This window comes from Alsobacter sp. SYSU BS001988, from assembly GCF_054796215.1.
This window is the reverse complement of the sequence record NZ_JBTAMK010000002.1, coordinates 120,227-139,678: the sequence shown is the minus strand read 5'-3', so window position 1 is coordinate 139,678 and position 19,452 is coordinate 120,227. Positions and strand designations below refer to the sequence as shown.

The window sequence follows — 19,452 nt, the reverse complement described above, 5'->3', positions numbered from 1 at the left end:
GGCGAGCGCCGGCCTTCTCACGTCCACGACCGCGACGGTCAGTCGCAGCGGCGGATGCGCTTCACGACCATGTCGCCGTCGAAATTGCGCTTGCGGATCGTCGTGGTGCGGCAACCCACCGAACCGGTCTCCACGCGGCGGACCGAAACGTCGCGGTCGCGATGCATGCGAAAGCCCTCGTGGCGGCCGCGGTCCCAACCCCGATGACCGCCGGTGTCGATGGTGACGCTCTGCGCCATCGCGGCGGACGAGCCGAGCAGCCCCAGGGCGATGGCGATTGCAACAGTCTTCATCACGTTCCCTCGTTTGTCATGCGACCACACGTGTTCGCTGTCCTGACAACGTCAGGCTGATCAATGCGTTCCGTGAAGACTGAGCTTGTCGCCGGAGAGTCGGCGCGGGGGGTCGCCAAGGCGCGTGCGACACAGCCGTGAGTTGACGCGGCGGCTCTCGGCGTGCTGCAGTGCGGCAAGCTCGCTGTGCAGTGCAGCACCCGGGCTCCCCTTCAATATTGCAGTCTCTTGCACCTTCAGGAGGGCTTCGATGGCTTCTATCGATGACGATAAGATCAGGCGCAGGCTCGCGCCGTTCCTCGCGGAACAGAAAATCACCGAGCCCCGGATTTCGACATCGCAGGCTCCGTCCCGGATCGTGGTGAGCGTGGCGCCGCGTGGCCGCGAGAACCTCCGTCTCCAGGAGGAGCTGACCGCGGCGCTGGCGGATCTCGGCGACGGCGTGGTGGTGGAGCTGGCCCGGTCGGCCTGATCCGACGTTGGCGGCGCGCGACGACCCGTCGCGCCCGCCGGACAAGACCCATATGGCGGGAAACGCGGAACGATGATTGGATGACGGCGCGCTGAGGGAGGCCGGGGATGATCAGGTTCGCCACAGTGTTGTTGGCCTGCGTCGGCGCCGTCGCCTCGACCCTCTCGCAGGCCGAGGAGCGCCAGGCGCCCTGCACGGGCCTCGTCTCCTCGACGCGGCCGTTCATCCAGCCTGCGGCGCTCGGCGTCGGACAGGTCGGCCTCACCTTCATCGGACACGCGACTTTCGTCATCGAGAGCCCGGGCGGGATCCGCATCGCGACGGACTACAACGACTATCTGCGGCCGCCCGGCCGGCTCGACGCCGTGACCATGAACCACGCCCACTCGACGCACTTCACCGACCGGCCGGATCCCTCCATCCCGCTGGTGCTGCGGGGCTGGGACGTGAACGGCGGAGCCGCCCGGCACGACGTCGTGGTCGGGGACGTGCACATCAGGAACGTGCCGACCAGCATCCGCGACTGGTCCGGCGGCACCGAACGGGACGGCAACTCCATCTTCGTGTTCGAGACGGGGGGCCTGTGCGTGGCCCATCTGGGTCACCTGCATCACACGCTGCTGCCCGGTCACCTGAAGAATCTGGGACGGATCGACGTGGTCCTCGTGCCCGTCGACGGGGGCTATACGCTCGACCTCGAAGGCATGATCGAGGTGCTGGGCCAGCTCAACGCACGGGTGATGATTCCCATGCACTATTTCGGCTCCGCCACTCTGGCCCGCTTCCTCGACCGCGCCGGCCGGCAATGGCCCGTGGAGCGGCGCGACGATCCGGTCCTCATCGTGTCGCGCGAGACCCTGCCCGAGACGCCCACGGTGATCGTGCTTCCCGGGCGCTGAGCGTCCATCGAGCTTACGTGATCGCCTGTCCGGCCTGGGCGATTGCTGCGCGCCCGGGCTGAGCTTATGGTCCCGACGACCCCGACGCCCTGCTGACGATTGATCAATGGCGAGACTCCAGATGGCTTGTTCCTGGCTTCGAACCTGCGCGGCGCTGGCGCTCGCCGCCTGCGCCGCCGTTCAATCCGCCCAGGCGAGCCCGCGCGTGGAGGAGCTTCTCTCGCGCATGACGCTGGAGGAGAAGGTCGGCCAGCTCAATCTCGTCTCGGGCAACCACGCCGTCACGGGGCCTTTCGCTCCCCAGAGCGTTCGCGACGCGATCCTGAAAGGGCAGGCGGGCGGGCTCTTCAACGTCTATGGCGCCGAGTACACCCGCAGCCTCCAGGCCATGGCGCTGACCGAGACACGGCTCGGCATCCCGCTCCTTCTCGGGTTCGACGTCCTGCATGGCTATCGGACGATCCTGCCCATTCCGCTGGGCCAGGCCGCCAGCTGGGACATGGAGGCCATCCAGGCCGGCGAGCGGGTCTCGGCCACCGAGGCGTCGGCCGCCGGGGTGAATTGGATCTTCGCGCCCATGGTGGATGTGACGCGCGATCCGCGCTGGGGCCGGGTGGCGGAAGGGAGCGGCGAGTCCGCCTGGCTGGGGGCCCAGATCGCCGCCGCCCGGGTCCATGGGCTGGAGGGACGGTCGCTCTCTGCGCCCGACTCCGTGGCGTCGTGCGTCAAGCACTTCGCCGGCAACGGCGCGACCGAGGCGGGCCGCGACTACAGCGCCCTCGATCTGTCGGAGCGGGCCCTGCGGGAGCAGCAGCTGCCGCCCTTCAAGGCCGCCGTCGACGCCGACGCGCGCTGCGTGATGGCCGCGTTCAACGCCGTGGACGGCATGCCGGGCGTCGCCAATGAGCGCCTCCTGCGCGACGTCCTGCGGCGCGAATGGGGCTTCCGGGGCATCGTCGTCAGCGACTTCGGCGCGATCGGCGAACTTCCGGTGCATGGGGTCGCCGAGGACGCCTTCGACGCCAGCCGGATCGCGTTCCAGGCCGGCACCGACATGGACATGGAGAGCCGGAGTTATGTCGGGTCGCTCCCGCTGCTGGTCCGGGAGGGGCTGGTCGACGGCGGACAGCTCGACGACTCCGTCCGGCGAATCCTGCAATTGAAGGAGGATCTGGGCCTCTTCGACCAGCCCTTCGGCCGCTCCGACAAAAAACGCGAAGCCGAGGTGATCGGGAGCGCGCAGCACAAGGTCGTCGCGCTCGCGCTGGCCGAGAAGTCGCTCGTGCTGCTCAAGAACGACCGGGACGTGCTCCCCTTCGCCGCCACGGCCCAGTCCGTCGCCGTGATCGGGCCGCTCGGGGACGCCGGCGCCGACACGCTCGGGCCCTGGGCCGCCCACGGCGATCCTGACGCGACGATCACCCTGAAGGAGGGGATCGCCCAGGTGCTCGGCCCGTCGGCGCGCGTCACCGCGCTGGCGGCCGGCTCGGTCGAGCGCTCCACGGCTGCGGACGTCGCCGCGGCCGTGCGGCTCGCCGCGACGGCGGACGTCGTCGTGCTCGCGCTCGGCGAGCACGCCACCCAGAGCGGAGAGGCGGCGAGCCGGGCCTCCCTGGACCTGCCGGGCGACCAGCTGGCGCTGGCCCGCGCGGTGCTGGCCGTCGGCAAGCCGACCGCCGTGGTGCTGTTCAATGGGCGGCCGCTGACCATCGAGGATCTCGATCGCGACGCGCCGGCCATTCTCGAAGCCTGGTTCCCGGGCAGCGAAGGCGGCCTCGCGGTCGCCCGCACGCTGTTCGGACTGAACGAGCCCACCGGGCGGCTGCCCATCAGCTTCCCCCGGTCGGTCGGCCAGATCCCGATCTACCACGATCACCTGCCGACCGGCCGGCCCGCGGCCGAGACCTACAAGCCCTACACCAGCGCCTATATCGACCTGCCGTCGACGCCGCTCTACCCCTTCGGCTACGGGCTTTCCTATGCGCGCTTCGAGATGGGCGAACCCCGCCTGGACCGGCTGCGCATGGTGGGGAGCCAGTCGGTGCAGGTCACGGTCGACGTGACCAATGTCGGCCCGAGGCCCGGGGTCGCGCAGGCGCAGCTCTATGTCCGCCACAAGGTGGCGCGCCTGTCGCGTCCCGTGCGGGAGCTGCGCGGGATGGGCCGCGTCGCCCTGCAGCCCGGCGAAACGGGCGTCATCTCCTTCACCCTGAAGGAGAGCGACCTCGCCTACTGGCAGCCCGGCGGCCGCTTCGCCGCCCCTGACGGCGGCGGCCCGGTCGAGGTCCATGTGGGGCCGCATTCCGGGCGCACGCGGATGACGGTGCTGGAGTACCGGCCGTCTTCCGTGATGGTCCAGCAACCGGCCCGGGTCGACACGGCGCGCCCGACCCCGTAGCGGCCGGCGTTTCCGAACGCGCTATCCGGGGGGCGGAACATCGCCAGTCCGCCATCGTTAGGCCGGTTCTCCCAACCCTTGGAGGATGGACCATGACGATGACGAGCGACGGTTCCGCGGACACGATCCGATCGGAATTCGTGACCGGACTGCGCAACGCCCACGCGCTGGAGAAGCAGGCGAGGCAACTGATTGAGCGGCAGCTCGAGCGGCTGGAATCCTATCCGGAGGTCGCCCAGGCGTTGCGCAGGCACCTGCAGGAGACCAACCAGCAGGAGGAGCGGATCGACCAGCTTCTGGCGCGCTTCGATGAGAGCCGGTCGGTGATCAAGGACGCCGCCATGCAGTTCACCGCCAATCTGGGCGCGATGATGCACGCGACGGCGGATGACGAGATCCTGAAGAACACCTTCGCAAACCTGGCGTTCGAGAACTTCGAGATCGCGTCCTACAAGTCGCTGATCGCGATGGCCCAGGCCGGCGGCTTCACCCAGGAAGCCCAGATCCTGGAGCAGTCGCTGCGCGAGGAGCAGCAGATGGCGTCGTGGATCGACCAGAACGTCGCCACGGTGACCACCAAATACCTGCAGTTGAAGGCGAGCGGCTCGCGGGCCGACCGCTAAGCCTATGGAAGGCTCCGGCCACGCCGGGGCCTTCCCAACGCATAGCGGCCATTCCGTTATAACGAACGTTTTTCCGTTTTGTCGATTGCGTCTCCCGTCAAAACAGGTAGGTTCTCCTGGCTGCGACGCGCTCGGCGTCGCCGCCGCGGGCATTTGAGCCAGCAGCTTGCGCCGCGTCACCAAACGCTAAAGCGCCACGACGACGTCGTGGGCTCCGTGACCGGGAGACCCGCATGCCGAACGATACAGCGATCGCGCCTCGCAGCGCGCCGAAGCGTCCCGACCGTCTGACGCCCATGCGAGCCTGGCGGTAAGCCCGCTCTGCGTCCGGCCTGCGTCGAGACCTTTCACGAGAGATGATCATGAACGCCCCCTTGAGGGTCGCCCCAAACGGCCCGCCTTTGCATGAGCGTCAGCCGGCCACGGCTGCGATCCGCTTTGAGAACGCCTCGAAGGTCTTCGGGCCGCGCCGGGGCCAGCCCGCATTGACGGCGCTCGACCGCATCGACCTTTCGGTTCCCAAGGGCTCCATCGTGGGCGTGATCGGCCGGTCGGGAGCGGGCAAGTCCACGCTCATCCGTCTCGTGAACGGGCTCGAGCGCACGACGGGCGGAGCCGTCTGGGTGGACGGGGTGAACGTCGCCGGACTGGACGAGGCCTCGCTGCGCACCGTGCGGCGCTCGGTCGGCATGGTGTTCCAGCACTTCAACCTCCTCTCGTCCCGGACGGTGTTCGACAATGTCGCCCTGCCGCTCGAAATCGCGGGCGGCGACAAGGCGCAGGCGCGCAGGACGGTCGAGCGGCTGCTCGCGCTGGTCGGCCTCTCCGACAAGCGCGACAGGTATCCGGCGGAACTGTCCGGCGGCCAGAAGCAGCGCGTGGGCATCGCCCGGGCGCTCGCCACCGATCCGACGGTCCTCCTCTGCGACGAGGCTACGTCGGCGCTCGATCCGGAGACGACCTCCTCCACCCTGCAGCTGCTCGCCAGCCTGAGGGACAGGCTCGGCCTGACGATCCTGCTCATCACGCACGAGATGCAGGTCATCAAGGAGATCTGCGACCGCGTCGCCGTGCTCGAGGCCGGCCGCATCGTGGAGGAGGGCGCCGTCTTCGACGTGCTCACGAAACCCCGGCATCCCACGACCGCCAGCTTCCTGGCGTCGGTGACAGGGGTCGAGCCGCCTCCCGACATCGCCCAGACGCTTCGGCCGGAGGCTTTCCCGGGCGGCAGCGCCGTCGTGCGGATCACCTTCACGGGCGAAAACGCCACCAGCCCGGTGATCAGCCGGCTCACGCGGGTTCTGGGCATCGATTTCAACATCCTGGCGGGGCGGATCGAACGCATCGCCGGCCGTCCCTATGGGAGCCTGCTCGTCAGTCTTCCCTCCGACGAGCCGGGGCTGTCGGCCTCTCTGTCGGCGCTTGCGCGTCTGGAGCTCGGCTCGGAGGTCGTCGGCCATGTCCCCTGAATTGCTGCGCCTCGTCTGGCAGGCGACCCTCGACACCCTGTCCATGGTGGCCGTCGCGGCCGTGATCGGCAGCCTGCTCGGCCTGCCGCTCGGCGTCTTCCTCGCCGCCAGCCGGAAGGGCGAGCTCTTCGCCGCCCCGGCCGTGAACGCGGCGCTCGGACTTGTCGTCAACGCGGCGCGGTCGACGCCCTTCATCATCCTCGTCGTGGCGATCATCCCCTTCACGCGCCTGATCGCCGGCAGCTCGATCGGCACCGCCGCCGCGATCGTGCCCCTGACGGTGGCGGCGACGCCGTTCATCGCGCGGATCGTCGAAGGCGCGATCCGGGAGGTCGACCATGGCCTGATCGAGGCCGCGCGCGCCATGGGGGCGACTCCATTGCAGATCGTCTGGAAGGTGCTCATCCCCGAGGCGCTGCCCGGCATCGTGCTCGGCCTGACCCTCGCGGTCGTGAGCCTCATCGGCTACTCGGCGATGGTCGGCGCGGTAGGGGGCGGCGGCCTCGGCGACCTTGGAATCCGCTACGGCTACCAGCGCTTCATGCCCGAGGTGATGGCCACCGTGGTGGTGGTCCTGATCGTCCTCGTCCAGGCCGTCCAGAGCCTCGGCGACAGCCTCGCCAAGCGCCTCAACCGGCGCCTGCGCCAACCCTGACCTCCTTCAGCACCGACCTAAACGGAGATACACCGTGTCCCAGTCTCTCAGCCGGCGGGCCCTGCTCGCGTCCACGCTCGCATTGTCCCTGCTCGGATCCGCCGCCGCGCGCGCCGACCAGGTTGTCCGTATCGGCGCCACGCCCGGGCCGCACGCCCAGATCCTCGAGGCGGTCAAGCCGGTGCTGGCCAAGAAGGGCGTCGACCTCAGGATCCAGGAGTTCTCGGACTATGTGGTGCCCAACCAGGCGCTCGACGCCGGCGAACTCGACGCCAACTCGTTCCAGCACCAGCCCTATCTCGACAATCAGGTGAAGGACCGCGGCTACAAGCTCGTGAGCGTCGCCACGACGGTCAATTTCCCGATGGGCATCTACTCGAAGAAGCACAAGAGCTTCGATCAGATCCCGGCAGGCGGCGCGGTGGCGATCCAGAACGATCCGACCAATGGCGGGCGCACCTTGTTGCTGCTGCAGGACAAGGGCGTGATCAAGCTCAAGCAGGGCGTCGGCTTCAAGCCCACCGTTCTCGACATCGTCGAGAACCCGCGCAAGCTGAAATTCATCGAGATCGACGCGGCCCAGGCCCCGCGCACCCTGGACGACGTGGACGCGGCGGCGGTCAACACCAACTACGCCGAGCCCGCCGGCCTGAGCCCGCAGCGCGACGCGATCCTGCTGGAGGAGCCCAAGGGACCCTATGTCAACGTGATCGCCGTTCGGGCCGTCGACAAGGACAAGCCCTGGGTCAAGGACCTGGTCGACGCCTATCGCACCCCCGAGGTGAAGGCCTTCATCGAGACCAAGTTCAAGGGCGCGGTGCTGACGAGCTGGTGAGCGCCTGACCGCCGAAACGCCCGGCTCTCGCGGGGGCCGGGCCGCCTTTTTCCGGCCTTGGACGTGAAACGGACCATTCTGCGGCGGCCCACGCGTTTGGGTTGATCCCGGCGGCGCCCGGCCTATAGTGCCGCCCCTCGTCGGCTTCCTGGCCGAACAGGCGTAAAGGCGCGACCATGTCCATCCGTTCAGGCGTCGTCGACGCCATTGGCGACACTCCCCTCATCGAACTCAAGCGAGCCTCCGAACGGACCGGCTGCCGCATCCTGGGCAAGGCGGAGTTCATGAACCCCGGCCAGTCGGTGAAGGACCGCGCCGCGCTCTTCATCATCCAGGATGCGGTGCGCAGGGGCGCCCTGCGGCCGGGCGGGACGATCGTGGAAGGCACCGCCGGCAACACCGGCATCGGGCTCGCCCTGGTCGCCAACGCGCTCGGCTTCAAGACGGTCATCGTGATCCCCGAGACGCAGTCCCAGGAGAAGAAGGACATGCTGCGGCTGGCCGGCGCGGATCTGGTCGAAGTGCCGGCCGCGCCCTACGCCAATCCCAACAACTACGTGAAGGTGTCGGGCCGGCTGGCCGAGCAGCTCAACGCCTCGGATCCGAACGGCGCGATCTGGGCCAACCAGTTCGACAACCTCGCCAATCGCCAGGCCCATATCGAGACGACCGGGCCGGAGATCTGGGCCCAGACCGACGGCAAGGTCGACGGCTTCATCTGCGCGGTGGGCACCGGGGGCACGCTCGCCGGGACCGGGATGGCGCTCAAGGAGCGCAACCCGGCGATCCAGATCGGGCTCGCCGACCCGATGGGCGCGGCGCTCTACAATTTCTACGAGCACGGAGAGCTGAAATCCTCCGGCTCGTCCATCACGGAAGGGATCGGGCAGGGCAGGATCACGGCCAATCTCGAGGGCGCGCCCGTCGACGCGGCGTTCCAGATCCCCGACGAGGAGGCCATTCCGATCGTGTTCGACCTGCTGGAGCATGAGGGGCTGTGCCTCGGCGGATCGTCGGGCGTGAACGTCGCGGGCGCGATCCGTCTGGCCGAGCGGCTGGGCCCCGGCAAGACCATCGTGACGATCCTGTGCGACTATGGGACCCGCTATCAGTCGAAGCTGTTCAACCCGGCCTTCCTGAAGACGAAGGGCCTGCCGACGCCGCATTGGCTCGAAATGGCGTCTCGCGTGACGGCGCCGCTGGTCTAGCCGGCCCTCAGGCCGCGACCGCCTCCGGTTCCGAACCGGGCGCCAGGCGCAGCCTCAATCCGTCCAGGTCCTCGCTCATGAGGATCTGGCACGAGAGGCGGGAATTGGCCTCCACGAGCGGCGCGTCGTCCAGCCGGTCGACTTCCTCGTCGTTGGGCGGCGCCAGCCGGTCCAACCACTCCGGGTCGACATAGACATGGCACGTCGCGCAGGCGCAGGCGCCTCCGCATTCGGCCTTGATGCCGACGTCCCAGTCTCGGATCACCTCCATCACCCGCCAGCCGTCGAGGGCTTCGAGCGTGTGCTCCGTTCCATGGTGATCGACGACCTTGATGTGCATGCCCGTTCAATCCTCGACGCCGGCGCTTCGGTTCAACCACGAACGCGCAATGGTCAGCATTGATCCGGCGCAACGACCGGAGCGTTCCGGCACCATGCAGCATGGGCGAGGTAATTTCAATCATGCTCTGTGGAAATTTTTGTTTTACAGATGAATCACGTGTTTGTGGACGGCGGCAGCATCTCGGAAATGGGACGGAACGCCTTGACCAGAGCCTGGTCGAGCTTCGGCCCCATGTCTTCGAGCACCCTGAACGCCTCGTCGGGCGCCATCGGGGGCTTATAGGACCGCCGCTCTGAAAGAGCCGCGAAGATGTCGCTGATCGTGAGCAGCCGGGTGAGGTCGAGCACCTGCGACCCGCAGAGGCCATGCGGGTAGCCCGAGCCGTCGAGATACTCGTGGTGATGCTCGATGGCGTCCAGCACCGCCGGATCGAGCGGATCGCCCTCGGCCAGCATCTCGATGGCGTCGGTGGGATGCCGCTGCATGACGGCGAACTCCTCGGGCGTGAGCTTCAGGGGGCTGTCCAGGATGTGGACGGGGGTCCTGGCCTTGCCGATGTCGTGCAGGGTGGCGGCCAGCATGGCCCGGGCCACGTCGCGGCGCGAAAATCCCAGGCGGTCCACGAACGCCGCAACGAGGCCGTTCACCAGCATGCAGTGCTGGAAGGTGCCGTCGTGATGGCGGCGGACGCTTTCGACCCAGTCCGCCACGCCGGTCCGCCGGATGTCCTGAAACAGCTTGGCGTTGGCCTCCTCGATCTCCGTCACGGAGGCGATCGCGCCGCCTGAGAGGCAGCGGCGCAGCACGTCCTCGCCGCCGAACCTCGCGCCGCTCGGCGCCGCAGAGGGCGACTTCTCCGCAGCCGCGGCCACAGCCGGTGGACCGACGACGGTGCAGAGCAGCGAGGCGCTCGACCGCGGCGCGACGGACCATGGCGTTCCGGCGCTGGACACCTTCCCCACGGGCTGGCCGTCTGGGGCGGCGCGCGTCATGGTCGAAGAGCTGGATTTGAAACGTTGCATGAAAGGGCGCCAGCTGAAGCTGAGGCGCAGCATGCTAACAAACCATGATATAACGTTACAGATCGAACGGGCCGACTGCTGCGCGTCTTTTCTACCTTAAGTATCAAACAGTATTAGCGCGCGTGAAACTTGCAAGAGCCATGTTTTCTTCGCGGATCCGAATGGCGAGCACGCCCGCATGGATGACGCTCGCGACGGCGGCGTAGACCGGCATGTGCAGCGCCAGCGGCGCGACGGCGATCTCCGCCGCGACGATCATGTAGTTGGGGTGCTTGAACAGGCGATAGGGGCCGCGTCTCACCAGGCTTTCGCCGGGGACGACCAGGATGCGCGTGGTCCAGCGGCGACCGAGCGTCGCCAGCACCCAGAGCCGCAGGCCCTGCAGCGCCGCGAAGGCCGCCGCCGCGGGCGTCCAGATCGGCTGGTCGCGCCCCATCAGCCACAGTCCGGCGAGCCACGCCGCATGGAAGGCGACGATCAGGGGATAGTGCCCCGGGGCCAGTTCCAGCGCCCCCCGGGCGATCAGCCGGGTCGTGTTGCTGCGCCCCCAGGCGAGTTCGGCCAGTCGCTGGCCGGTGAGCGCGAGCAGCAGGACCGTCGCGGAGGTCACGCCACCCTCGCCAGCGCGCAGGCCGAGGCCGTGAAGCCCGGCCCCATGGCGGTGAGCACCGTGACGTCCGGTCCCGGCCGCTCCAGGACACGGTCGAGGACGAAGAGCGCGGTGGGGGCGCTCATGTTGCCGAACTCCGACAACACCTCGCGCTCGACGTCGAGTTCGCCCTGCGGCAGGCCGAGCGAGCGCTCCAAAGCCGTGATCACTTTCGCGCCGCCGGGGTGGCAGGCGAAGCGCCCCACGTCCTCGCGGGCCAGGCCCATGCGGGCCAGCAGGCCTTCCATGGCGGCGCCGAGATGCTCCTCGGCGAAGGGCGGGATGGACTTGGCGAAGACCACGCCCAGCCCCTCCGCGCCGACGTCCCATCCCATGATGTCGAGCGTCCCGGGCCACTGGTGTTCGGCCGAGCCGGTGATCTCGACCGCGCCCTCGCTGTCGCCGGCGCGCAGGAGCGCCGCCGCGGCGCCGTCTCCGAACAGGGCGGTGGCGACGATGTTGGCTTTCGAGAACGCTTCGCCGCGGAAGGACAGGGTGCAGAGCTCTACGCAGACCAGCAGCACGAGGCTGCCCGGGGTCGCCCTGGCGAGCTTGGCCGCGAGGCCCAGCCCGGTGACGCCGCCCGCGCATCCCAGCCCGAACACCGGGATGCGCGCGACGTCCGGCCTGAGGCCGAGGCGCTCGGCGGCACGGGCCTCCAGGCTGGGCGTCGCGATCCCGGTGGACGAGACCGTCACCACCGTGTCCACGTCCGACGCCTGCAGGCCCGCCTTGTCGAGAGCGTTTTGCGCCGCGGCGATGAAGAGGTCGCAGCCGCCCTCCAGGTAGGCGCGCGTCCGCTCGGGCCATCCGGCGGGCTCGGAGTACCAGGCGATCGGCTGGACCGAGCGGCGCGTGCGGATGCCGGCGTTCTCGAAGACGGGCGCGATGCGGTCGAACTCGCCCTTGCGACGCCCGAAGATGTCCCGCGCCCTCATCGTCACCTCGCTCTGGTGGAGCACGTGGGGAGGCGACGCCGTCGCGACGGACAAAAGGCGAGGGGACAAATGAGCGGTCATGCAACGGCCTCGACATTCGAAAGGGACGACGCTGGCCGCGTCATCGGCACCTTACGAACGTGCGAGGCTCAAAGTCGCATCACCTTTGCGAGCGCGCGCGCGGTCATGCCGCATCTTGGCGCGACAGAAGGCCGGCTTCGCCCCTGGCGCGCCGGCGGCGGACGTCACCGGTCCTCGGTGCCCGCCCGGGTGTACTGGCTGAGCGCCGGGCGCCAGCGCGAATCCGGTCCAAAGTCTCCCACCGTGTTCACGGAGAGCAGTTCGGCCAGTCGGTTCCGCGCCCTGTTGACGCGGCTCTTGATCGTGCCCACCGCGCAGCCGCAGATCTGCGCCGCCTCCTCGTAGGAGAGGCCCGACCCGCCGATCAGGATCAGCGCCTCGCGCTGGTCGGGGAGCAGCTTCTGGAGCGCGGTGTTGAAGTCCGCCAGGTCCATGTGCCCGTCCTGGGCGGGATGGGTCGCCAGCCTGGCCGCCATCTGGCCGTCGGCGTCCTCCACCTCGCGGCGCCGCTTGCGGTGCTCGGAGTAGAAGACGTTGCGCAGGATGGTGAAGAGCCAGGCCGAGACGTTGGTGCCCGGCGTGAACGAGTTTCGGTTGCCCCACGCCTTCAACAGGGTTTCCTGGACGAGATCGTCGGCCCGGTCGGGATTGCCGCATAGCGACATGGCGAAGGCTCGTAGCGCCGGGACGGCGCCGAGCAGGTCGTCCTTCATTCGGCGGCCTGCGTCGTCCATCACTCGGCTTCCTTCTTCTCTCCCCCGGTTTTGACGTCCAGCTGGTTGAGAAGCTCCAGGAAACGGTCCGGCACGGGCTGGTTCACGACGGATTCGTAGATGGACCGGAGCTGACGTCCGATCTGCGCGTTGACGTCGGGATCCAAAGCTCCACCCTGCGGCGAAACAGACGCATCGCCCGACACACCCATCTGCTGATCCATGCTGGTCCCTGTACGATCCCGTCGCCGGCGCTTCTTCTCGTCCATCCAGGCCTCCACATCGCGGATCGCGGCATTACATAGGGGGAAGAGCGACCTCGGGCGTGGGGCCCGGGGGACTAACGTCCCTTGAGCCGCCCGGTTCCGGGGCTCGCTCGGAACTTTTACGGGGGAATGTCGTTACCGTGAGGTCAAGGTTCGGCTTGCCTCGGAATGGCTGACCGCTCGCCTCCTCAATGTCTTCTCAAGCTGTAAGGCTCGCCCATGTCAATTGCTCAGGCGATCGCACCGCATCTGCCCTATCTGCGCCGCTTCGCGCGCGCGCTGACGGGGACTCAGCAGGGCGGCGACGCCTATGCGGTCGCGACCCTCGAAGCGCTGATCGCGGATCCAGGCTCCTTCGATCGTGAGATGGAGCCACGCGTGGCGCTCTATCGCGCCTTCCTGAAGGTCTGGGGATCCATCGCGGTCAATCAGATGACCGATTCGCCTCTGACCACCGGAGGGATGACCCGCAATCTCGCTGCGCTCACGCCCCCCGCGCGGGTGGCGTTCCTGCTGAGCTCGGTCGAAGGCTTCACGCACGACCAGATCGCCGGCGCCATGGGCCGCACGCCGGACGAGGTCTCCACTCTCATCGACGAAGCCGGCCGCGAAATCGCCCAGCAGATGGCGACCGACGTGCTCATCATCGAGGACGAGCCGATCATCGCGATGGATCTCGAGGCGCTCGTCGAGGGTCTCGGCCATCGGGTGATCGACGTCGCCCGCACGCGCAACGAGGCGGTCGAGGCGGTCCGCCGGCAGCAGCCGGGCCTGGTGCTGGCCGACATTCAGCTGGCCGACGGCTCGTCGGGGCTCGACGCCGTGAACGACATCCTGGAGAGCTTCGAGGTTCCGGTCATCTTCATCACCGCCTATCCGGAGCGCTTCCTCACGGGCGAGCGGCCGGAGCCGGCGTTCCTGGTCACCAAGCCGTTCCGGGTCGAGACCGTCAAGGCCGTGATCAGCCAGGCGCTGTTCTTCGACCAGAAATCGCACCGCAAGTCGAAGTCGGCGGTGGGCTGAACGCCCGACGCCTTCGTCCTGAATCGAAAAGGCCGCGCACCCGTTGCGCGGCCTTTTCGCTGGCGACGTCGTCGCGCCCATTCAGTCCTTGTCGAGAACCCGCCCGCCCACGAAGCCGGCCAGCACGGACAGCCCGACCAGCGTCCAGGGGCTGACCCGGCTCGTGATCGACTGTGCGAGCCCGGCCGCCATCCGGTCCTTGGTCCCGCCCACGCCCATGGTCCTGAGCAGCGCGGTCACGTCGAGCGCCGATCCGGCCGCCCGGCTCGCCTGGTCGGCCAGACGCTGCCGCTCGCGCTCCGCTTTCTTCCGGCGCGCCGAACTGGTGATCAAACGGATGATCACGACCAGCACGGCGAGGCCCGCGAAGATCCCGGCCATGTATCCTGCCGCGTGCAATGACCCGTAGCGGTCGGCGAACCAGATATAGAGCGCGCCGACGCCGAACCCGGCGGCGATCAGAGCCAGGATGACGATCAGGGCGATCTCGATCACGTCCTCGACGAGATTGCTGACCATCGTGCGGACAGGGCGCAGGGCGCTGTCCTTGAGCTGAGCGAGCATCTGGATCATCAGCGTGAACGGCTCAGGAGACCAAGGACCAGGCCGATCCCGGCCGCGATCAGCACCGCCCTGATCGGGTTGCGCTCGATGCGGTTTTCAAACTCCGCATTGTAGTCCAGCAGCCGGTCGCGCGCCTCGCTGGTCAGCATCGCGCCGGCCTTGGTGATGTCCTCGGCGCGGCCATAAACTTGCTCGCGCGCCTGGTCGACGGCGCCGCGGACCGATCCCTGCGCGTCGCGGGACCGATGCAACACCATCCGGGAGACGGTGTCGGCGAGCCGCGCAAGGTCGTTGCGGACGTTCGTCAGATCCTCGCGAACGTCGGACATCCGGTCCTGACTGCCAAGCATGGGATGGAACTCCTTCACAATTCACGCTGACGCCGCGCGGGCGCAGGCCGGGGCGCATACCCTGGGACTTGAAGCCGCAACGCGAGCGTGGAACGGACGGTTCCCACGTTCCGCCGCAGCGTGCCGCACAGCAAAGAAAAACCCGCAACGACGGGGTCGTTGCGGGTTTCAGGAGGCGTCGGCTCGAGGGGAAGAGGGGGCATTCGTCCCGTCGCGTCGACGCTCCCAGCCCAAACGCGTCGCCTGCGGAGAAGTTCCCAGGCGCGCCGAAAATCTTGAATTCAGACCAGCCCTCGGCTCATCGCGCAGCGGTGGAGAGAGCGCCTCGCCCGCGCCAGGGCGTCATAGCCCTCGCGTTCGCGCCGCCAACGGTCCGGCTCCGCATCGTCGTCCAGCGCCATCAGGCAGCCGACCAAGCTGACCATGTCCTCGAAGGCGCCGAGGAGATCGGGAGAGCGCGCTCCGCGGCGCGCGAGCTCCTCGAGGAATTCGCTCCTGTTGCGCAGGGCGGCGGGAACGGGCGTCGGGGCGTCGTGCGACACCAGCGTCTCTGTACTCATGCAGCCCGCCTCCCAGGACGATTGACGCCCTTTTCGCACCGCGCTCACGCGGATGCGCTCTAACGTCGGAAGCGGTCGCGCAGTTCCAGCCCGACGCATGCCTGCCGCGATCCTGGAACCTGACCGCACGGCCAGGTGTTGGCCTGCGCCTCTCCAACGTCAGCGAGCCCTGCGTGATTCACCTCACGGTGCGCCACACCACCACCTACACCTATGCGAACCCGGTCCGTTTGGGGGAGCACCGCATGATGCTGAGGCCGCGCGACAGCCACGATCTGCGCCTGGTCAAGGCGGACCTGTCGATCTCGCCGAAGGCGACGCTGCGATGGATGCACGACGTGTTCGGCAATTCGATCGCCCTGGCCCGCTTCGACGAGCCTACGACGGAGCTCAGCATCGAAAGCACCCTCCAGATCGAGCGCTATCCAGGCGATCCGCGCCGGGTCGAGGTGACGCCCGAAGCGCGGGTCTACCCTTTCATCTACTCCTCGGAGGACAGGCAGGATCTCGGGCGGCTCGTGGACCTGCACTATCCCGACCCGAAAGGCGCGCTCGCGGCCTGGGCGAAAGCGTTCGTCACCGCCCAGCCGATGGATACGCTGGAGCTGGTGTCGTCGATCAACTCCTCCATTCGCCAGCATTTCGGCTATGGCGTGCGCAACGAGGAGGGCACCCAGACGCCGCAGGAGACGCTGGAGCTCGGATCGGGGACATGCCGGGATTTCGCGCTGCTGATGATCGAGGCCCTGCGCAGCCTGGGCGTCGCGGCCCGCTTCGTGTCCGGCTATCTCTACGATCCCGCCCTCGACGGCGGGCCGCACGGCGTCCAGGGCGCCGGCGCGACGCATGCCTGGGTCGAGGCCTATCTGCCCGGCGCGGGGTGGATCGAGTATGACCCGACGAATGGCATCATCGGGTCCGATGCGCTGCTGCGCATCGCCGTGACCCGCGATCCCAGCCAGGCGATCCCGATCAGCGGCGCGTTCACGGGCCGATCGGGCGACTTCACCGGCATGAAGGTGGACGTGGACGTGACGACCCGGCGCTGATCGGGCAGGTCAGGCCTGCGGCCCGGGAGGCAGCGGGTCGCCTGCGGGCGGCATGCCGGGAATCGGCCCCGGGGACGGAATGTCCGGCCCGGGTGTCGGATCCGGAATGTCCGGCTGGTTCGGCGGAATGCCGGGCGACGGTCCGGGAGCCGGGGTCGGGGGCGTCGGCGTCGGCCCTGGCTGCGGCGCGGGTTCATTCGGCATCCGTGTCCTCCATGTGCCGGGGGCGAACGCGCCAGCCGCGACGGCGTTCCCGCCGCGGCCGACGCGCCGGCCTAGCTGGCCTTCTTGGCGCCGCCGCCCTGCTTCAGCTCCTGCGGAGGAGGCGGGGGCATGTCTGCGGCCTCCGCGGCGGCCGCCGCGATGGCCTCCGATTCCTCCGGCGACATCTTGGCGTTGGGCACCTGCACGACGACCTGCGGACGGGCGAAGGCGATGCCGTTCTTCTCGAAGGCGTCGCGGACCCGCTGATAGACCTCGCGGCGCAGGATGAACTGCTCGCCCGGCTTGGCCATGAACTTCACGCCGATGACCATGCCGATCTGCTCCATCCGGCGCACGCCTTGCGATTTCACCGGTTCGAGGAAGTGCTGGCCATACTCCTCGTCCTCCATCAGCTCCTTGCCGATGTCCTTGACGATCTTCTTGACCTTCTTCAGGTCGGTTTCGAAGGCCAGCAGGAACTCCAGCTTCAGGATGATCCAGTCGCGGCTGTAGTTGGTGAGGCGCTGGATCGTGCCGAACGGCACGGTGTGGACCGCGCCGCGGTGGTGGCGGATGCGCAGGCTGCGGATCGAGATGCCCTCGACGGTGCCGCGGGTCTGGTCGATCTCGACATATTCCCCGAGCCGGAACGCGTCGTCGAACAGGAAGAAGATGCCCGACACGATGTCCTTGACGAGCGTCTGGGCGCCGAAGCCGATGGCGATGCCGATGATCCCGGCGCCGGCGAGGAGCGGGCCGGTGTCCACGCCCAGCGTCTTCAGGATCATCATGCCGGCGACGATGAGCACGAGGACGAAGAGGAACTTCTCGACGAGGGGCAGGAAGGTCTGCATCCGCGTCTGCGGCTTCATGCTGCCTTCCTCGAACGAGATCTCGGGCTCGTCCGGGTCGACCGGGTCGCCGGCGGATTCGCTGCGGATGATGGCTCGGATGATCTCCCAGACCACATAGGCGAGCAGGAGGATGATGGCGACGTCGATGACCATGCGGGCGACGCTCTCGCCCAGTCGATCGCTCGCATAAGCGAAGACGTCGAGGCCCCAGACGCGCCCCAGCCCATAGAGCGCCGCGACAGTCGCCAGGATCCGGGCGCAGCGCACGATGCTGGTGATCCAGGGCGGATCCGACTTCTCGTCATGGCCTCGCTGCCGGGCGAAGCTGCGGCGCAGCACCAGCGTCAGCAGGCGCACGGCCGCGGGCGTATAGGCGACGACGAACAGGCTCAGAACGCCGGCCTCGAACGCCATCGGCCCGGCTTCCAGGGCCGCGAGGACCGTGAACAGCCAGACCGCGCCGACCACGGCCCGGGCGAGGCCGTACCAGTGCAGGCGCAGCCACCGGAAGATCACGCCCTCGCGGGCGAGCGGGCCGTCCAGACTCGGCTCGGCCGTGATCGCCTTCAGGCGGCCGAGGCCGGCGAAGACGCACAGCCCCAGCACGCACCAGAGCGCGAGGCCCACGATCAGCCTCGCCTCGAAGGCGACGCCCGCGCCGCGCAGATCCGTTAGGATGAGCGCGCCCATGATGATGGTCGCATGGGTGCTGACGACGGCGAGCCGGACGGCGTTGCGCGGCACGCGGCGATGGGCGCGCTCCGAAGGCGGCACCAAATAGGCGATGCACAGATAGGCCAGCGTATCGGCGAGGCGCACCAGCAGCGCCCCGGCCGCGATCGAGAGCGCGAAGTCCTGCTGGACGGACGACATCGCGTGCGGAGCCGCCAGGATCAGGCCGGACGACACCGCCATGAAGGAGGCCAGTCCGACGCATCGCACCCCCAGCCTGCCGCCGTGACGCAGGGTCTGGGGCGGAGCGGGGAGGCCGCGCAGGCGCCGCCGCCGCGCCAGCAGGCGTTCGAACAGCAGGCGGACCAGATATTCCACCGCTCCGGCGGCGAGGAAGGACAGCGCGATCCATCCCAGGAGCGCCACCAGGCCGGGCCGCGTCGTGCCGAGATAGTCGGTGAGCCGCTCGTCCAGCGTGAGCAGCTGCGGCCAGGCCTGCGCCACCGTGACGATCCGCGCCGCATATTGCCGGGCGGCGGCGAGCACGCTCCCGAAGATGTCGCTGACGGTGTCGCGGTCCCGCGCCTCCTCGCCCTTGGGCTTTCCGCTCAACGTGTCCAGGAGCAGCGCCCGGGCCTGCCGGTCGTCGAGGCGGCTGACGAAGTCCGGCACCTTGGCGGGATCGTCGGGAGGAACGGCCTTGGCGTCGCCGTCTTTCTTGCCGGAGTTGAGCGAGAACGGGACCAGGGCCGAGCTGCTTGGCGACGACGCCGCGAGAGCGGACGCCCACGGGGCCGCCGCCAGGAGCAGCGACGCCAGCGCCAGCGCGGCGAAGCCCGCCAGCCGGCGCGTCGGCCGGACCGGGTCACTCATCTGAAATGCTCAAGGCAAGGCTCCGCGCGGAAACGATCAGTCCAACGCCTGCCTGGCGGCGGAGTTCCGGGCCGGCGGTTCCGGGGACGGCAGGAACCGTTCTCTTCATAGGACGTTTCGTCGGCCAAAGATGATCGTCCGAGCCGCGATGCGCCGGACCTGGAGTTGCGTTCCCCATGCGTCACGTCAGACCCCCGAGCGTCTCCGCCGGAGAGGCGCACCCCGCCCAGGCGATGGACCCCATCACCGAAGATCTGCGGTCCTACGCCCGAGAACTGGGCGTCGCGGGCGCCAGTTCGATGGACAAGGAGGAACTGGTGGAGAGCCTGCGCCAGTTCTACGTGCTGCAGCATGTGCTCGACGCGGCGTTTCGGCCTCGCCCCCACGCTTTGCGCTGAGCCGAACGGATCGCTCCGTAAGGAGAAGTGCGACTTCCCGT

Annotated in this window: 22 protein-coding genes; 11 read left to right on the top strand and 11 right to left on the bottom strand. The window is 68.5% G+C overall.

Annotated elements, in window-relative coordinates; translation table 11 throughout:
- Positions 1-38: 38 nt before the first annotated feature.
- Positions 39-293 carry a hypothetical protein gene (locus ACYVO7_RS04660; protein ID WP_406854188.1) on the bottom strand — a complete coding sequence of 85 codons (255 nt, stop codon included), beginning with the start codon at positions 291-293 and terminating at the stop codon, positions 39-41.
- 250 nt (positions 294-543) lie between these two features.
- Between ACYVO7_RS04660 and ACYVO7_RS04655 the strand changes: the two genes are divergently transcribed.
- From ACYVO7_RS04655 to ACYVO7_RS04620, 8 genes are all read left to right on the top strand, one after another.
- Positions 544-765, top strand: a complete 222-nt coding sequence (locus ACYVO7_RS04655; protein ID WP_460448681.1) for a hypothetical protein — start codon at positions 544-546, stop codon at positions 763-765.
- A 107-nt stretch (positions 766-872) separates the two neighbouring features.
- Positions 873-1,664, top strand: coding sequence for an MBL fold metallo-hydrolase (locus tag ACYVO7_RS04650; protein ID WP_460448680.1), 792 nt, complete (start codon positions 873-875; stop codon positions 1,662-1,664).
- Positions 1,665-1,785: 121 nt separating this feature from the next.
- Entirely contained in the window at positions 1,786-4,062 is a 2,277-nt protein-coding gene (locus ACYVO7_RS04645; protein WP_460448679.1) for a glycoside hydrolase family 3 N-terminal domain-containing protein, read from the top strand.
- 92 nt (positions 4,063-4,154) lie between these two features.
- On the top strand, positions 4,155-4,685 hold the full coding sequence (locus tag ACYVO7_RS04640) for a ferritin-like domain-containing protein (RefSeq protein WP_460448678.1): 531 nt from the start codon (positions 4,155-4,157) through the stop codon (positions 4,683-4,685).
- A gap of 362 nt (positions 4,686-5,047) precedes the next feature.
- Entirely contained in the window at positions 5,048-6,154 is a 1,107-nt protein-coding gene (locus tag ACYVO7_RS04635; RefSeq protein WP_460448677.1) for a methionine ABC transporter ATP-binding protein, read from the top strand.
- A complete protein-coding gene (locus tag ACYVO7_RS04630; protein ID WP_460448676.1) occupies positions 6,144-6,809 on the top strand; it encodes a methionine ABC transporter permease in 666 nt (221 codons plus the stop codon). The genes ACYVO7_RS04635 and ACYVO7_RS04630 overlap by 11 nt, the downstream gene beginning before the upstream one ends.
- 82 nt (positions 6,810-6,891) lie before the next feature.
- Positions 6,892-7,644 carry a MetQ/NlpA family ABC transporter substrate-binding protein gene (locus ACYVO7_RS04625; protein ID WP_460449120.1) on the top strand — a complete coding sequence of 251 codons (753 nt, stop codon included), beginning with the start codon at positions 6,892-6,894 and terminating at the stop codon, positions 7,642-7,644.
- Positions 7,645-7,820: 176 nt separating this feature from the next.
- Positions 7,821-8,852: a cysteine synthase A gene (locus ACYVO7_RS04620; RefSeq protein WP_460448675.1), complete on the top strand. Its 1,032-nt coding sequence runs from the start codon at positions 7,821-7,823 to the stop codon at positions 8,850-8,852.
- Positions 8,853-8,859: 7 nt separating this feature from the next.
- On the opposite strand, the gene ACYVO7_RS04615 is transcribed toward ACYVO7_RS04620, so the two are convergent.
- The 6 genes from ACYVO7_RS04615 to ACYVO7_RS04590 all read right to left on the bottom strand — a co-directional run bounded on the left by ACYVO7_RS04615 (position 8,860) and on the right by ACYVO7_RS04590 (position 12,867).
- The gene (locus ACYVO7_RS04615; RefSeq protein ID WP_460448674.1) at positions 8,860-9,192 is read right to left on the bottom strand and encodes a 2Fe-2S iron-sulfur cluster-binding protein; all 333 of its coding nucleotides are present in this window, start codon (positions 9,190-9,192) and stop codon (positions 8,860-8,862) included.
- A 155-nt stretch (positions 9,193-9,347) separates the two neighbouring features.
- On the bottom strand, positions 9,348-10,217 hold the full coding sequence (locus tag ACYVO7_RS04610; RefSeq protein WP_460448673.1) for an HD-GYP domain-containing protein: 870 nt from the start codon (positions 10,215-10,217) through the stop codon (positions 9,348-9,350).
- Between the two features lie 103 nt (positions 10,218-10,320).
- Positions 10,321-10,827: an isoprenylcysteine carboxyl methyltransferase family protein gene (locus ACYVO7_RS04605; protein WP_460448672.1), complete on the bottom strand. Its 507-nt coding sequence runs from the start codon at positions 10,825-10,827 to the stop codon at positions 10,321-10,323.
- Positions 10,824-11,885, bottom strand: a complete 1,062-nt coding sequence (locus ACYVO7_RS04600; RefSeq protein ID WP_460448671.1) for a type III polyketide synthase — start codon at positions 11,883-11,885, stop codon at positions 10,824-10,826. The genes ACYVO7_RS04605 and ACYVO7_RS04600 overlap by 4 nt, the downstream gene beginning before the upstream one ends.
- 164 nt (positions 11,886-12,049) lie before the next feature.
- Positions 12,050-12,619, bottom strand: coding sequence for a sigma-70 family RNA polymerase sigma factor (locus ACYVO7_RS04595; protein WP_406854176.1), 570 nt, complete (start codon positions 12,617-12,619; stop codon positions 12,050-12,052).
- Positions 12,619-12,867 (bottom strand): NepR family anti-sigma factor, encoded by a 249-nt coding sequence (locus tag ACYVO7_RS04590; protein WP_406854175.1) that lies wholly within the window; start codon positions 12,865-12,867, stop codon positions 12,619-12,621. The genes ACYVO7_RS04595 and ACYVO7_RS04590 overlap by 1 nt, the downstream gene beginning before the upstream one ends.
- A gap of 216 nt (positions 12,868-13,083) precedes the next feature.
- Here ACYVO7_RS04590 and ACYVO7_RS04585 point away from each other — a divergent pair, with 216 nt between their 5' ends.
- Positions 13,084-13,887: a response regulator gene (locus ACYVO7_RS04585; RefSeq protein WP_460448670.1), complete on the top strand. Its 804-nt coding sequence runs from the start codon at positions 13,084-13,086 to the stop codon at positions 13,885-13,887.
- Between the two features lie 81 nt (positions 13,888-13,968).
- Here the strand turns inward: ACYVO7_RS04585 and ACYVO7_RS04580 are convergent, their stop codons facing one another.
- From ACYVO7_RS04580 to ACYVO7_RS04570, 3 genes are all read right to left on the bottom strand, one after another.
- Positions 13,969-14,460, bottom strand: coding sequence for a hypothetical protein (locus tag ACYVO7_RS04580; protein WP_460448669.1), 492 nt, complete (start codon positions 14,458-14,460; stop codon positions 13,969-13,971).
- The gene (locus tag ACYVO7_RS04575; protein ID WP_460448668.1) at positions 14,460-14,819 is read right to left on the bottom strand and encodes an ElaB/YgaM/YqjD family protein; all 360 of its coding nucleotides are present in this window, start codon (positions 14,817-14,819) and stop codon (positions 14,460-14,462) included. The genes ACYVO7_RS04580 and ACYVO7_RS04575 overlap by 1 nt, the downstream gene beginning before the upstream one ends.
- 263 nt (positions 14,820-15,082) lie before the next feature.
- Positions 15,083-15,361, bottom strand: coding sequence for a hypothetical protein (locus tag ACYVO7_RS04570; protein ID WP_460448667.1), 279 nt, complete (start codon positions 15,359-15,361; stop codon positions 15,083-15,085).
- A 173-nt stretch (positions 15,362-15,534) separates the two neighbouring features.
- Here ACYVO7_RS04570 and ACYVO7_RS04565 point away from each other — a divergent pair, with 173 nt between their 5' ends.
- Positions 15,535-16,410 (top strand): transglutaminase family protein, encoded by an 876-nt coding sequence (locus ACYVO7_RS04565; protein ID WP_460448666.1) that lies wholly within the window; start codon positions 15,535-15,537, stop codon positions 16,408-16,410.
- A gap of 275 nt (positions 16,411-16,685) precedes the next feature.
- Here ACYVO7_RS04565 and ACYVO7_RS04560 read toward each other — a convergent pair whose 3' ends face one another.
- Entirely contained in the window at positions 16,686-19,013 is a 2,328-nt protein-coding gene (locus ACYVO7_RS04560) for a mechanosensitive ion channel family protein (protein WP_460448665.1), read from the bottom strand.
- A gap of 176 nt (positions 19,014-19,189) precedes the next feature.
- Here ACYVO7_RS04560 and ACYVO7_RS04555 point away from each other — a divergent pair, with 176 nt between their 5' ends.
- Positions 19,190-19,411, top strand: a complete 222-nt coding sequence (locus ACYVO7_RS04555) for a Rho termination factor N-terminal domain-containing protein (protein WP_460448664.1) — start codon at positions 19,190-19,192, stop codon at positions 19,409-19,411.
- Positions 19,412-19,452: the final 41 nt, after the last annotated feature.

Coding starts and splice junctions, on each gene's coding strand:
- ACYVO7_RS04630 (WP_460448676.1), top strand. CDS start 6,144: ATGTCCCCTGAATTGCTGCGCCTCGTCTGGCAGGCGACCCTCGACACC.
- ACYVO7_RS04650 (WP_460448680.1), top strand. CDS start 873: ATGATCAGGTTCGCCACAGTGTTGTTGGCCTGCGTCGGCGCCGTCGCC.
- ACYVO7_RS04655 (WP_460448681.1), top strand. CDS start 544: ATGGCTTCTATCGATGACGATAAGATCAGGCGCAGGCTCGCGCCGTTC.
- ACYVO7_RS04645 (WP_460448679.1), top strand. CDS start 1,786: ATGGCTTGTTCCTGGCTTCGAACCTGCGCGGCGCTGGCGCTCGCCGCC.
- ACYVO7_RS04570 (WP_460448667.1), bottom strand. CDS start 15,361: ATGAGTACAGAGACGCTGGTGTCGCACGACGCCCCGACGCCCGTTCCC.
- ACYVO7_RS04660 (WP_406854188.1), bottom strand. CDS start 293: ATGAAGACTGTTGCAATCGCCATCGCCCTGGGGCTGCTCGGCTCGTCC.
- ACYVO7_RS04580 (WP_460448669.1), bottom strand. CDS start 14,460: ATGATCCAGATGCTCGCTCAGCTCAAGGACAGCGCCCTGCGCCCTGTC.
- ACYVO7_RS04590 (WP_406854175.1), bottom strand. CDS start 12,867: ATGGACGAGAAGAAGCGCCGGCGACGGGATCGTACAGGGACCAGCATG.
- ACYVO7_RS04610 (WP_460448673.1), bottom strand. CDS start 10,217: ATGCAACGTTTCAAATCCAGCTCTTCGACCATGACGCGCGCCGCCCCA.
- ACYVO7_RS04560 (WP_460448665.1), bottom strand. CDS start 19,013: ATGAGTGACCCGGTCCGGCCGACGCGCCGGCTGGCGGGCTTCGCCGCG.
- ACYVO7_RS04615 (WP_460448674.1), bottom strand. CDS start 9,192: ATGCACATCAAGGTCGTCGATCACCATGGAACGGAGCACACGCTCGAA.
- ACYVO7_RS04620 (WP_460448675.1), top strand. CDS start 7,821: ATGTCCATCCGTTCAGGCGTCGTCGACGCCATTGGCGACACTCCCCTC.
- ACYVO7_RS04635 (WP_460448677.1), top strand. CDS start 5,048: ATGAACGCCCCCTTGAGGGTCGCCCCAAACGGCCCGCCTTTGCATGAG.
- ACYVO7_RS04600 (WP_460448671.1), bottom strand. CDS start 11,885: ATGACCGCTCATTTGTCCCCTCGCCTTTTGTCCGTCGCGACGGCGTCG.
- ACYVO7_RS04595 (WP_406854176.1), bottom strand. CDS start 12,619: ATGGACGACGCAGGCCGCCGAATGAAGGACGACCTGCTCGGCGCCGTC.
- ACYVO7_RS04555 (WP_460448664.1), top strand. CDS start 19,190: ATGCGTCACGTCAGACCCCCGAGCGTCTCCGCCGGAGAGGCGCACCCC.
- ACYVO7_RS04640 (WP_460448678.1), top strand. CDS start 4,155: ATGACGATGACGAGCGACGGTTCCGCGGACACGATCCGATCGGAATTC.
- ACYVO7_RS04585 (WP_460448670.1), top strand. CDS start 13,084: ATGTCAATTGCTCAGGCGATCGCACCGCATCTGCCCTATCTGCGCCGC.